This window comes from Albimonas donghaensis (assembly GCF_900106695.1).
Taxonomy (GTDB): domain Bacteria; phylum Pseudomonadota; class Alphaproteobacteria; order Rhodobacterales; family Rhodobacteraceae; genus Albimonas; species Albimonas donghaensis.
The window spans coordinates 219,190-232,022 of sequence record NZ_FNMZ01000003.1; the positions used below are offsets into that span (position 1 = coordinate 219,190).

General features: G+C 71.4%; 11 protein-coding genes. 9 read left to right on the forward strand and 2 right to left on the reverse strand.

Annotated features, from left to right (window positions below; genetic code table 11):
• Position 1 precedes the first annotated feature (1 nt).
• The gene (zapE, locus tag BLV24_RS10490) at positions 2 to 1,129 is read right to left on the reverse strand and encodes a cell division protein ZapE (protein ID WP_245710504.1); all 1,128 of its coding nucleotides are present in this window, start codon (positions 1,127 to 1,129) and stop codon (positions 2 to 4) included.
• 316 nt (positions 1,130 to 1,445) lie between these two features.
• Between zapE and BLV24_RS10495 the strand changes: the two genes are divergently transcribed.
• From BLV24_RS10495 to infB, 6 genes are all read left to right on the forward strand, one after another.
• Positions 1,446 to 2,060 (forward strand): hypothetical protein, encoded by a 615-nt coding sequence (locus tag BLV24_RS10495; RefSeq protein ID WP_218133392.1) that lies wholly within the window; start codon positions 1,446 to 1,448, stop codon positions 2,058 to 2,060.
• Between the two features lie 13 nt (positions 2,061 to 2,073).
• Complete coding sequence (locus BLV24_RS10500; protein ID WP_092681429.1) at positions 2,074 to 3,363, forward strand: MFS transporter; 1,290 nt, start codon at positions 2,074 to 2,076, stop codon at positions 3,361 to 3,363.
• 237 nt (positions 3,364 to 3,600) lie between these two features.
• The gene (gene rimP, locus BLV24_RS10505) at positions 3,601 to 4,251 is read left to right on the forward strand and encodes a ribosome maturation factor RimP (RefSeq protein WP_092681431.1); all 651 of its coding nucleotides are present in this window, start codon (positions 3,601 to 3,603) and stop codon (positions 4,249 to 4,251) included.
• A complete protein-coding gene (gene nusA, locus BLV24_RS10510; protein ID WP_092681433.1) occupies positions 4,229 to 5,854 on the forward strand; it encodes a transcription termination factor NusA in 1,626 nt (541 codons plus the stop codon). Before rimP ends, nusA begins: the two co-directional genes overlap by 23 nt.
• A 133-nt stretch (positions 5,855 to 5,987) precedes the next feature.
• Positions 5,988 to 6,695: an RNA-binding protein gene (locus tag BLV24_RS10515; protein WP_092681435.1), complete on the forward strand. Its 708-nt coding sequence runs from the start codon at positions 5,988 to 5,990 to the stop codon at positions 6,693 to 6,695.
• 374 nt (positions 6,696 to 7,069) lie between these two features.
• Positions 7,070 to 9,757 carry a translation initiation factor IF-2 gene (infB, locus tag BLV24_RS10520; protein WP_092681437.1) on the forward strand — a complete coding sequence of 896 codons (2,688 nt, stop codon included), beginning with the start codon at positions 7,070 to 7,072 and terminating at the stop codon, positions 9,755 to 9,757.
• A gap of 84 nt (positions 9,758 to 9,841) precedes the next feature.
• Here the strand turns inward: infB and BLV24_RS10525 are convergent, their stop codons facing one another.
• Positions 9,842 to 10,732 (reverse strand): sulfotransferase domain-containing protein, encoded by an 891-nt coding sequence (locus BLV24_RS10525; protein ID WP_092681439.1) that lies wholly within the window; start codon positions 10,730 to 10,732, stop codon positions 9,842 to 9,844.
• 146 nt (positions 10,733 to 10,878) lie between these two features.
• Between BLV24_RS10525 and rbfA the strand changes: the two genes are divergently transcribed.
• From rbfA to rpsO, 3 genes are all read left to right on the forward strand, one after another.
• Positions 10,879 to 11,310, forward strand: coding sequence for a 30S ribosome-binding factor RbfA (gene rbfA / locus BLV24_RS10530; protein ID WP_092681441.1), 432 nt, complete (start codon positions 10,879 to 10,881; stop codon positions 11,308 to 11,310).
• 4 nt (positions 11,311 to 11,314) lie between these two features.
• Positions 11,315 to 12,247: a tRNA pseudouridine(55) synthase TruB gene (gene truB, locus BLV24_RS10535; RefSeq protein WP_092681443.1), complete on the forward strand. Its 933-nt coding sequence runs from the start codon at positions 11,315 to 11,317 to the stop codon at positions 12,245 to 12,247.
• A gap of 254 nt (positions 12,248 to 12,501) precedes the next feature.
• Positions 12,502 to 12,771: a 30S ribosomal protein S15 gene (rpsO, locus tag BLV24_RS10540; RefSeq protein ID WP_092682045.1), complete on the forward strand. Its 270-nt coding sequence runs from the start codon at positions 12,502 to 12,504 to the stop codon at positions 12,769 to 12,771.
• Positions 12,772 to 12,833: the final 62 nt, after the last annotated feature.

Consider the following 12,833-nt stretch of genomic DNA (forward strand, 5'->3'; position numbering starts at 1 on the left):
GTCAGTCCGCCTTTTCCGGCCAGTCGGCGGCCCGCATCTCGTCCAGGCGGCTCGCCGTGCGCTCGAACTCGAAGGCCCCGGCGCCCTCCAGGTAGAGCGTTTCGGGTTCCGCCTCGGCGGAGACGAACAGTTTCGTGCGCGCCTCGTAGAGCGCGTCCACCAGGGTCACGAAGCGCTTGGCCTCGTTGTTGCGGGCGCGGGACAGGCGGGGCACGTTCTCGATCACCAGCGCGTCCACGGCCTCGACCAGCGCGAGATAGTCGGCGGCCCCCAGCGGGCGGGCGCAGAGATCCTCGAAACCTGCGCGCAGGGCGCGGTTCCGGTGGCGGGCGAAACTCTCGGTCCGGCCGGGGAAGGTCAGGACCAGCGGGGTCTCCTCCCCGGTTCCCAGATGGTCCCAGATGCGGTCGATCTCGGCCTCCGCCTCCGGCCCCAGAGGCGCGATGTAGCGGCGGTCGGAGCGGGCGCGGTCGCGGCGGTGATCCTCGGCGCCGTCCAGATGGTGCAGGTCGAGCTTGTCCTTCAGGATCTCGATGAAGGGCAGGAAGATCGCGCGGTTGAGCCCGTCCTTGTAGAGGTCGTCCGGGTGGCGGTTGGAGGTCGTGACCACGACCACGCCGCGGGCGAACAGCGCCTCGAACAGGCGGCCGACGATCATGGCGTCGGCGATGTCGGTGATCTGCATCTCGTCGAAGCAGAGCAGCGTGGCCGAGGCCGCGACCGTGTCCGCCACCGGCGCGATCGGGTCGGAGGCGCCGGCGTCGCGGGCCTTTTTGATGCCGGCGTGGATCTCCTGCATGAAGGCGTGGAAATGCACGCGGCGCTTGGGGCTGACCGGGGCGATGTCGCAGAACAGGTCCATCAGCATGGATTTTCCGCGCCCGACCCCGCCGTAGAGGTAGAGGCCGCCCAGGGTTTCCTGCTTCGCACGCTCGCGTCCCCAGCCGAACCAGCCGCGCGCCACCTTCTTGCCCTGCCCGGGGTCGTAGCCCTTGAGGCGGTCATGCAGCAGTTGCAGCTGCTCGACGGCGTGGCGTTGGGCCGGGTCTTCGTTCAGCTCGCCTTCGCGCAGCAGCGCGCGGTAGCGGGCCATGGGGGTGTCGTCGGTTTTCGAGGCGTTGGGGGCCATGGGGCGGGCGGACCTCCTGCAGGGGCGTCGGGGACCGGCGTGCGGCCGGGGGGCGCGCATGTCAAGGCGCGGGGGCCTGAACGGGGCGGCCCGGTAGGCGGACCGGGGGGGACCGGGAGGCGGACCGGGTGGGGGCGGCCGATCACGTCCGGTGACGGGGCGCATCAATGTAAGTCATGCTTACATTATTCGCTTGCCCCGACGCCGAGGCTCGGCCAGTCTCCGGCCGATCCGCGATCCGGCGGATGATCCCCGGCCCGGCCGTTCCCGCGTCGCGGGCGCGGGCGCACCGACCATCTCGCCCCGCAGGCCCGCCATGCCAGACGCTCCCGCCTCCGAAACCCGCGCCTCCGCCTTCCGCTGGCGGATCGAGGGGCATGCGATCCTGTCGCCGGAGGACTGCATCGCCGACGCCTCGGGCGCCTTTCCGCCGGCGCTGGGGGACGCCAATGACTGGGCGCGCTTTCAGGCGGCGCTGGACGCCTGCGCGGCGACCGTTCTGGCCCGCGCCAGCCACGAGGCGACGCCCAACGCCGGCCGCCGCCTGCGGGTGGTGATGAGCCGGGGCCATCGGGGCCTGACAAGGGGCCTGGAGGCCTGGGAATGGAACCCCGCCGACATCCCCGTCCCCGAGATGCTGGCCGCCGTGGTTCCCGAGGGCGGGCGCATCGGCGTGCCCGGCGGGCGCGCGGCCTTCGACCTGTTCCTGCCCTGGTTCGACAGCTTCCACCTGGCCCGGAACCCGTCCTGCCCCCTGCCCGGCGGACGCCCGGTGTTCTCGGGGCTCGGCCCCGCGCGATCGGCGGAGCGCGCGCTGGCGGAAGCCGGCCTCGTCCCCGGCCCGACCGAGACCCTCACGCCCGAGACCGGCGTGACCCTGACCGAATGGCGGCGCCCCGGCGGCCCCGCGTCCTGTGACGGCGACCTGTGATGGAATCGATCCGATGACCACGACCTCCCCCGCCGCCGCCGCCGTGTCCTCCGCGCCGGACCGGCTGTTCACGCCGATGCTGATCTCGGGCGCCGTGATCCTCGCGCTGGGTTTCGGGGTGCGGGCGGCCTTCGGGCTGTTCCAGATCCCCATCGAGCAGAGCTACGGCTGGCCGCGGGCGGAATATTCGCTGGCCATCGCCCTGCAGAACCTGGCCTGGGGCGCGGCCCAGCCCGCCTTCGCGGCGATGGCCGAGAAGTTCGGCACGCGGCGCACGCTGCTGGTGGGGCTGGCGATCTATGCGGTCGGGCTGCTGGGCTCCGCCTGGGCGACGACGCCCGAGGGGCACCAGGCGCTGAACATCCTGATCGGCTTCGGCATCGCGGGATCGGGGCTCGGCGTGATCCTCGGCGCGGTGGGGCGCGAGGCGTCGGACAAGAACCGCAGCCTCAGCCTGGGGATCGTCACCTCGGCGGCCTCGGCGGGGCAGCTGATCCTGCCGCCGATCCTCGGGATGCTGCTGACCTCGATGGCGTGGGAGGACGTGTTCCTCGTGTCCGCCGCCATCGTCGCGGCCTGCGCGCTGCTGCTGCCGCTGACCACCGGCGCGCCGCCCCCCGCCCTGCCCGGCGCCGCCGCGCCGGCCGAGGGCACATTGCGCGAGGCGCTGGTCCGGGCGGCGAAGGATCCGTCCTTCATCCTGATCTTCCTCGGCTTCTTCTCCTGCGGCTATCAGCTGGGCTTCATCACCGCGCATTTCCCGGCCTTCATCACCGAGGCCTGCGCCGCCGTGGACCCGGCGGGGCTGCTGGCCTCGGTCGGGATCTCGTCCACCGCGGCGCTGGGGGGCTGGGCGCTGGCGATGATCGGGGCGGCGAATATAGGCGGCACCCTGCTGGCCGGCAAGCTGGGCGCGACCTTTCCCAAGCGTTGGCTGCTGACCATCGTCTACCTGCTGCGCGCCGCGGTCTGCGCGGCCTTCATCGTGATCCCGATGACCCCGGCGACGGTGCTGATCTTCTCGGTCGCCATGGGGTCGCTCTGGCTCGCCACCGTGCCGCTGACGGTGGGGCTGGTGGGGGTGATCCACGGGCTGCGCTACATGGGCACGCTTTACGGGATCGTGTTCTTCTCCCACCAGGTCGGCGGATTCCTCGGGGTCTGGCTGGGCGGCGCGCTGCATGACCGTTTCGGGGATTACGCGGCGGTGTGGTGGATCGGGGTGGCGATCAGCCTGTTCTCGGCCGCCTGCCACCTGCCGGTGCGCGAGCGTCCGCTGGCGGCGCTGGGCGCCCCGGCCTGAGCCGGCGGCGGGCCGCGCCCCGCTCTTGCCTCCGGGGGCGGGGCTGTGTATATCCCCCTCGACATAGCGGCGCTGTGGTCCCCTCGGGGGCGCGGCGACCGGACCGAAAGGGCGGGCCGCTACGGCCCGCCCTTTGTCTTTTCCGGCGGGCGTTCCGCGATGACGACCACGACGCACGGCCACGACGCACGGCCGCGACGACACGGCCATGATGACGCAAATACGGGGTCAACGGCGATGACGACCGAACTTGTGGCGAAAGCCGCGATCGACCGCCGCCTGGCGGAGATCATCCTGCCGACGGTGGAGGGCATGGGCTTCGAGCTCGTGCGCCTGCGCTACATGTCCGGCGCCCGGCGCTCGACCCTCCAGATCATGGCCGAGAAGGCCGACGGCACCATGGAGGTCGAGGACTGCGCCGACCTTTCGCGCGCCGTCTCGGCGGTTCTGGACGTCGAGGACCCGGTCGAGGGCCAGTATGCGCTGGAGGTCTCCTCCCCCGGCATCGACCGCCCGCTGACCCGGTTCAAGGATTTCGAGCGGTTCGAGGGCTGGGAAACCAAGCTCGAAACCTCGGAGCTGATCGACGGCCGCAAGCGGTTCAAGGGCCGGCTCGCGGGCGTCGAGGACGACGAGGTGCTGCTGGAGATCCCCGAGGGGACCATCGGCCTGAAATTCGAATGGCTGGTCGACGCCAAGCTGGTGCTGACCGACGAGCTGATCGCCGACTCGCTCCGCGCCCGCAAGGCGGCCGGGCTTGCGACCGACGACATGGACGAAACCCGCTACGACGACATCGAGGATGACGCTTCCGAAGGGGACGATGACGGCCCCGATGACGGCGGCGACGATCAGGAGAAGACCAATGGTCAGCGCAAACAGGCTTGAACTGCTGCAGATCGCCGACGCCGTCGCGCGTGAGAAGCTGATCGACCCCGGCCTCGTGATCGAGGCGATGGAGGACAGCCTCGCCAAGGCCGCCCGCTCCCGCTACGGGGCCGAATACGACATCCGCGCCGAGATCGACCGCAAGACCGGCGAGCTGCGCATGTCCCGCGCCCGCGAGGTCGTGGAGGTCGTGGAGAACCACTTCACCGAGATCGCGCTGTCGGAAGCCCGGGCCATGAACCCCGAGGCGGAGGAAGGCGACTTCATCTCCGAGCCCCTGCCGACCCTCGAATTCGGCCGCATCGCCGCGCAGACCGCCAAGCAGGTCATCGTGCAGAAGGTGCGCGAGGCCGAGCGCGAGCGTCAGTACGAGGAATTCAAGGACCGCGTCGGCACCATCATCAACGGCGTGGTGAAGCGGGTCGAATACGGCAACGTGATAGTGGATCTCGGCCGGGGCGAGGGCGTGATCCGTCGCGACCAGCTGATCCCGCGGGAGATGTATCGCAACGGCGACCGCATCCGCGCCTTCATCCGCGACGTGCGCTCGGAGGTCCGCGGCCCGCAGATCTTCCTGAGCCGGACCGCGCCGGAATTCATGTCGGAACTCTTCAAGATGGAGGTTCCGGAAATCTATGACGGCGTGATCGAGGTGAAGGCGGTGGCCCGCGATCCGGGCTCCCGCGCCAAGATCGGCGTGATCTCCCGCGATTCGTCCATCGACCCCGTGGGCGCCTGCGTGGGTATGCGCGGCTCCCGCGTGCAGGCCGTGGTCTCCGAGCTTTCGGGCGAGAAGATCGACATCATTCCGTGGTCCGAGGATCCGGCGACCTTCATCGTCAACGCCCTGCAGCCCGCCGAGGTCGCCAAGGTCGTGCTCGACGAGGACGCGCGCCGCATCGAGGTGGTGGTGCCGGACGAGCAGCTCTCGCTCGCCATCGGGCGTCGCGGGCAGAACGTGCGGCTCGCCAGCCAGCTCACCGGCTGGGACATCGACATCCTGACCGAGGAGGAGGAATCCTCCCGCCGCCAGGCCGAGTTCGCCGAGCGCACCAAGCTGTTCATGGAGACCATGAACGTCGACGAATTCGTGGCCCAGCTGCTGGTCTCCGAAGGCTTCACCTCGCTCGAAGAGGTCGCCTATGTGGAGATGGAGGAGCTGCTGACCCTCGACGGCGTGGACGAGAACACCGCCGAGGAACTGCAGGCCCGCGCCCGCGAGTCGCTTGAGGAGCTGAACCAGCAGGCGCTGGAGAAGGCCGCCGAGCTGGGCGTGCAGGAGGACCTGTTCGGCTTCGAGGGCCTGACCCCGCAGATGATTCTCGCCCTGGCCGAGGACGGGGTGAAGTCTCTCGAGGACTTCGCCACCTGCGCCGACTGGGAGCTGGCCGGCGGCTGGACCGTGGTCGACGGCAAGCGGTCCAAGGACGACGGCGTGCTGGAGCCCTTCGACGTGTCGATCGAGGAAGCCCAGGCCCTGGTCATGCGCGCCCGGCTGATGCTGGGCTGGGTGACCGAGGAGGAGATCGCCGCCGACGCCGCCGCGGCCGAAGCCGCCGCCGCGGAGGCCGAGGCCGCCGAGGGCGAGGCGCAGGGGGCCTGAGCCTCCTTCCCCGCGAGACGATCCCGCGCGCCCGGCCCCGTGGCCGGGCGCGCTTTTCCGTCCCGGCCGCGCCGCCGCCCTTGCGGTCGCGGCGGCCGGGCCCCATCTGCCCCCCAACCATGCGAGGCGAGGCGTGACCCGAGGCGGAAAGCGCAGGAATCGCGAGGAAGGCCCGGAACGGCGCTGCATCGTGCTGGGCGAAAGCGGCCTGACCGAAGGGTTGATCCGCTTCGTGATCGGCCCCGACGGCGACCTGGTTCCCGATCTCGCGGAACGGCTTCCCGGCCGCGGCATGTGGCTGACCTCGACCGCCGAGGTGCTGAATCAGGCGATCCGCAAGCGCGCCTTTTCCCGCGCGGCGCGAGCGCCGGTGATCGTGCCGGAGGACTTCGCCGAACGGCTCGAATCGCTTCTCGCGCGGCGCGCGGCCGATTCGGTGGCCCTGGCGCGCAAGGCGGGGCTTGCGGTCACGGGGTTCGAGAAGGTAAAAGCCCGGCTCAAGAAGGGTTCGGTCGGCGCTCTGCTTCATGCGCGCGACGGTTCGGACCAGGGTCTCGGCAAGCTGACGCCGCTTTCGGGCGACGCGACGCTGATCGACGTGCTTACCAGCGAAGAGTTGGGATTGGCCTTCGGACGGGACTATGTGATACACGCCGCGCTGGATGCGGACGGAGCCACCGACCGCGTTCTGCGGGAAGCGGCCCGACTTTCCGGCTTCCGGCCCCGGACCCTGCCCCTCGACGGGCCCTCCGGCGACCAGGCGCCGGTCGGCCCCGCGCTCGACGCGCCGGCGGATGACCGGGGCGACACCGAGGGTTCGGCCGCACGGTCGGACCCCTGAAACGTTTGGGGCCGGCCGTCGCCTGACGACGACCGCGTCCCTCGCCCTCCGGACCGGGGGACCTCCTTCAACGGGGGCCGTTCCGAACGGGGGGACTTCCCGAAGAAGGGACCTCCCGAGCGGGGGACTTTCCTGACGGAGGGACGCAGACGACCCTTCCCGGATGGAAGGCCAGACGACGAAGACGCGCCCGCCCGTTCGGGGCCGGCGCGCCCGCAAGGCCCCCGACCGGGGCGAACACGGCGGCCCCGCCCGGGACCGCGAAGCCGGACGCCTCTCCCAGGCCGATTCGCCAGGGGGGAGCCGCCCGTTTCCAGACGCCCCGCGGGGCGTCGCACAAGGCCCCCGGGGCAGCGGACGCGAACAGGACGTTGATGGACGACAGCATGGACGGCAACGACAAGACCGGCGGCACTCTGAGAACTCGCGGCCCCGCGCCGCGTGGCGGCGAAGGCCGCGTGAAGCAGAGCTTCAGCCATGGACGGTCCAAGTCGGTCGTGGTCGAGACCAAGGCCCGCAAGCGGGTCGTGAAGCCGACCGAAGGCGGGGCTCCGGCCTCCGGCGCGCCCGCCGCGCCGACCGGCCGCGCGCCGACCCCGGCCGCGCGCCCGACCGACCCGCCCCGCGGCGCCGGCGCGCCTTCGGCCGCCGCCGCCCGCGCCACCGCGCCGGTTTCCGGCGAAGGCTCCAAGCCCACCCGCCGGCCCGGCCGCGGCGCGGTGCTCAAGAGCCTCTCCCCCGAAGAATACGAGCGCCGCAAGAAGGCGCTCGAGGCCGCCAAGGCCAATGAAGGCGCGCGCCGCGCCAAGGAAGAGGCCGAGGCCAAGGAACGCGAAGCCGAACGCCACCGCCTTCTCGCCGAGAAGGAGGAGCGCGAGCGTCGCGAGGCCGAGGAGCAGATCCGCCGCGAACGCGAGGAGGCCGAGCGCCTCGCCGCCGAGCAGGAGGCCAAGCGCAAGGCCGAGGCCGAGAAGCGGGATCGGGAGCGCGCTCGCGCCGCCCAGTCCGCTCCCGGCGCGCCGCAGAGCGACATCACCACCGGCCCGCCCCCCGCGGACGGCGAAGGCAAGGACCGCACCATGCGGGCCCTGCCCAAGCGCACCGTGGGTCCGGCCCCGGCGGACGACAAGAAGCCCGGCCGCGGCCGCGGCGGCGACGAGCGTCGCCGCTCGGGCAAGCTGACGATCACGCACGCGACCGCGGGCGACGACGGCGGGCGCACGCGCTCGCTCGCCGCCATGCGCCGCAAGCAGGAGCGTCAGAAGCGCCAGGGTCGCGGCGGCGGCGAGCCGCGCGAAAAGGTGATGCGCAACGTGAACGTGCCTGACGCGATCACGGTGCAGGAGCTTGCCAACCGCATGACCGAGCGGGCGGCCGAAGTGGTCAAGATGCTGTTCAAGTCCGGCATGATGGTCACCATCAACGATACGCTGGACGCCGACACCGCCACCCTGGTGGTCGAGGAGTTCGGGCATACCGTGGTCCGCGTGTCGGATTCGGACGTGGAGCAGGCCATCGACACCGTCGAGGACGCGGAGGAGAACCTCCAGCCGCGCGCCCCGATCGTGACGATCATGGGCCATGTCGACCACGGCAAGACCTCGCTGCTGGACGCGATCCGCAAGACCAACGTGGTCTCGGGCGAGGCCGGCGGCATCACGCAGCATATCGGCGCCTACCAGATCAAGACCGACTCCGGCGCGCCGATCACCTTCCTCGACACCCCGGGCCACGCCGCCTTCACCTCCATGCGCGCCCGTGGCGCGCAGGTGACGGATATTGTGATCCTGGTGGTCGCGGCCGACGACGCGGTGATGCCCCAGACCATCGAGGCCATCCACCACGCCAAGGCCGCCGAGGTCCCGATGATCATCGCGATCAACAAGGTGGACAAGCCGGGCGCGGATTCGAACAAGGTCCGCCAGGACCTGCTGCGTCACGAGGTGGTCGTCGAGGCCATGTCGGGCGATGTGCAGGACGTCGAGGTCTCCGCCAAGACCGGCGCCGGGCTCGACACCCTGCTCGAGGCCGTGGCGCTCCAGGCCGAGATCCTCGAGCTTCGGGCCAACCCCGAGCGCGACGCCGAAGGCGCGGTGATCGAGGCCAAGCTGGACACCGGCCGCGGCCCCGTCGCCACCGTGCTGATCCAGCGCGGCACCCTGAAGCGCGGCGACATCTTCGTGGTCGGCGAGCAGTGGGGCCGCGTGCGCGCCCTGATCAACGACCAGGGCGCCCGCGTCGACGAGGCCGGTCCGTCCGTGCCGGTCGAGGTTCTGGGTCTGCAGGGCACGCCGCATGCCGGCGATGTGCTGAACGTGGTGGAATCCGAGGCCAAGGCCCGCGAGATCTCCGACTACCGTCAGCGCGCCGCCCGCGACAAGCTGGCCGCTTCGGGGCCGCGCGCCTCGCTCGACCAGCTTCTGGCCCAGGCCAAGGCGGACGAGAACGTGGCCGAGCTGCCGGTTCTGGTGAAGGCCGACGTTCAGGGCTCGACCGAGGCGATCGTTCAGGCGCTGGAGAAGATCGGCAACGACGACGTGCGCGTCCGGGTGCTGCATTCCGGCGTCGGCGCGATCACCGAGACCGATGTGGGCCTCGCCGAGGCCTCCAACGCTCCGCTGATCGGGTTCAACGTCCGCGCCAACGCACCGGCCCGCGAAGCCGCCAACCAGAAGGGCGTGGAGATCCGCTACTACTCGATCATCTACGACCTTGTGGATGACGTGAAGCTGGCGGCCCAGGGCCTGCTGAAGCCCGAGGTCCGCGAGACCTTCATCGGCTACGCCAAGATCAAGGAGGTCTTCCGGGTCTCCAACGTCGGCAAGGTCGCGGGTTGCGAGGTCACCGAGGGTGTGGCGCGCCGTTCGGCGGGCGTCCGCCTGCTGCGCGACGACGTGGTCATCCACGAGGGCAAGCTGAAGACGCTGAAGCGCTTCAAGGACGAGGTGCCGGAAGTTCGCTCGGGCACCGAGTGCGGCATGGCCTTCGAGAACTACGAGGACATTCGCGAAGGCGACGTCATCGAGATCTTCACCACCGAAGAGGTGGCGCGGACCCTCTAAGGGCCTCGCGGATCAAGGAAATCGGAACGGCCGGGGCGGCGACGCCCCGGCCGTTTCGCGTTCGGGGGCTGCGGCGCGGGCGCCTCAGGCGCCGTCGCCCTGCTCCAGCCAGGCGCGGGCGGCGGGGTCCGGGATCAACGCCGCCAGCCGCGCGCGGTAGCGGGGCAGCATCTCCGGCGGGACCACCTCGCGCCAGCGCTCGACCCCGCCCCTGGCGAAGAAGCCCGCATCGTCGCGCCAGAAGCCCTCGCCCGGCGCGGGGACATAGCGGTCGGCCTGGGCGCGCATGGTCTCGATCCCCGTCGCCTGGGCGATGGCCTCAACCAGGGCGGGATCGGCCGCCGCCCCCAGCGCCGCCGCCATCCGGCGCAGCGCGCCCCGATGGTCGCGGATCATGTCGGCGTAGTGCAGGACTAGCCGGTCGGGGAGCCGGTCGGAGAGCGCCGTCTGGGCGTAATGGCGGGTGACGGTGGCGAGCGAATCGTCGTCGAAGCGGTCCATGTCCAGCGGGGCGTCCAGGTAGTCGGCCAGCACCTGCTCCACCGGCCCCATCATCTTGTGCCCGTCCCGGTCGACGCGGTTGCGGACATGGCTGAGCAGCGAGGCGAAGACGTCCAGCGGGTGACGGTAGACGGCGATGACCGTCACGCCCTCCCATACCGGGAAGCCGTCGGCGGGGGTGTGGGTCTTGACCGCCCGCCGCCCGGACTGGGCGGCGAGCGCGGCGGCGGTGGCCTCCGCCTCCCCCAGCCGCGAGTCGACCCAGGGGCTGATCGCGCCGATGCGGTCGGCGATCCCGGCCCGCCCGGCCAGCAGCATGGCGACCATGGTCTGGGTCCAGGTGGTCCCGCATTTGGGCGGCGTGCAGACCAGCACGTCGCCGCGCCGCGGGGTCCAGGTGGGCCAGCGCTCGGGCGTGGTCATCGCGCCGCGATAGGTCCCAGCGGCCGGCGAAATCTCCCGCGCGTGTTGCATTCTCCGCCCCTCCTGCGCGGCGCCTGACGACCGCGGCGGCCAGCCTAGGCGGGGCGCGACGGCCCTGTCCACGCCCCCGCCCCGTGCGCTACCGTTGCGCCGCGGCGGCGTTGGCGCTATGACCCCGGCCTCCGGAGGAGCCTGACATGTCCAATCCAAGGCACGGCGCAGGCCGCGGCCCGTCCCAGCGCCAGTTGAAAGTCGGTGAGCTCGTGCGTCGCACGATCGCCGACGTGCTGATGCGCGGCGACCTGCACGACCCCGAGCTCGAACGATTCTCGATCACCGTGTCCGAGGCGCGCGTGTCCCCGGACCTGCGCCATGCGGACATCTACGTGATGCCGCTGGGCGGCGTCGGGGTGGAGGAGGTGCTGGTCCTGCTCGCGCGCAACAGCCACGAGCTGCGGCGCGCGGTGACCCGCGAGATCAAGCTGAAATACTCCCCCGCCCTGCGCTTCCACGAAGACCGGTCCTTCGACCAGATGGACGAGACCCGCCGCCTGCTGGACGAGCCCCGCGTGCGCCGGGACCTCGACGAGGAAGCGGACGGCGACGCGGACGAAAACGGGGACCGTTGAGCCCATGGGACGGCGCAAGAAGGGCCGGCCGGTCGACGGCTGGCTGATCGTCGACAAGCCGCTGGGCGTCGGCTCGACCGACGTGGTGTCCCGCGCCCGCTGGTCGCTGAACGCGCGCAAGGCGGGCCATGCCGGCACGCTCGACCCGCTGGCGACCGGCCTGCTGGCGGTGGCCTTCGGCGAGGCGACCAAGACCGTGCCCATCGCCTCCGACGGGCTGAAGACCTACCGTTTCACGGTTCGCTGGGGCGTCCGCACCGCGTCGGACGATCTCGAGACCGCGCCCATCGCCACCTCCGACCTGCGCCCGGACCGCGACGCGATCGAGGCCGCGCTGCCGGCCTTCCGGGGCGATATCATGCAGGCGCCGCCGCAATTCTCCGCGGTGAAGGTGGATGGCGAGCGCGCCTATGACCTGGCCCGCGACGGCGAGGCGATGGAGCTGGCGCTGCGCCCCCTGCACATGGCGCGGCTGGCGCTGGTGGCGATGCCCGACGCCGACCACGCGGATTTCGAGATGGTCTGCGGCAAGGGCGGCTATGTGCGCGCCATCGCCCGCGACCTGGGCGAGGCCCTGGGCTGCGGCGCGCATGTCGTCGCCCTGCGCCGGACCGCCGCCGGGCCCTTCGACGTCGCCGAAGCCGCCGTGCCCTACGACACGCTGGAGAGCTACCGCGACCGGCCGGAGGCGCTGCCGCTGCTGCCCGTCTCGGCCGGCTTGCGGGACTTGCCGGAAGTGCGGGTGACCCCGACCGCCGCCGCCGATCTGCGCATGGGGCGGGAGGGCGCGGCCCATCTGGCGCCCGCGGACCTGCAATGGGGCGATGCGGCCTGGGCGTCCTGCGGCGGCGAGGCGGTGGCCATCGGCGTCTGGCAGGGCGGGCGGCTGCAACCGACGCGGGTGATCCTGCCGCCCGAGGTCGACGCCCCCGCCTGATACCCCCCCGCCTGATCCCCTCCCCCTGCCGGCGCCCCCGTCGCGGCCGCCCGCAACGCCCCTGTCGCGCCGAATCCCGCAACCGAGCGCGGTTTCCCGGCCATCGCGCGCGGAATCCCTCTTTTCATCGGGGGCGATCCGTTGCATAGGGACGCCTTCGCGAACGACCGTGCTGGACGACATCCCGGCGCCGGCCGCGCGCGAAGATCGCGCCCAACGCGCGGTCCCGAACCCTCAAGCCCATGGAGGCCCCGATGTCGATCACCGTCGATCGGAAAGAAGAACTGATCAAGGAATACGCGACCAAGGAAGGCGACACCGGTTCGCCCGAGGTCCAGGTGGCGATCCTCACCGAGCGGATCACCAACCTGACCGAGCACTTCAAGTCGCACAAGAAAGACAACCACTCCCGCCGTGGTCTTCTCAAGATGGTCGCCCAGCGCCGCAAGCTGCTCGACTACGTGAAGGGCAAGGACGTGGAGCGCTACAAGACCATCATCACCCGCCTCGGCATCCGCCGCTGACGGACTTCGCAAGGCGCGCCGACCTCGGCGCGCCTTGACTGCATTTCCACGGGGCCGCGGCG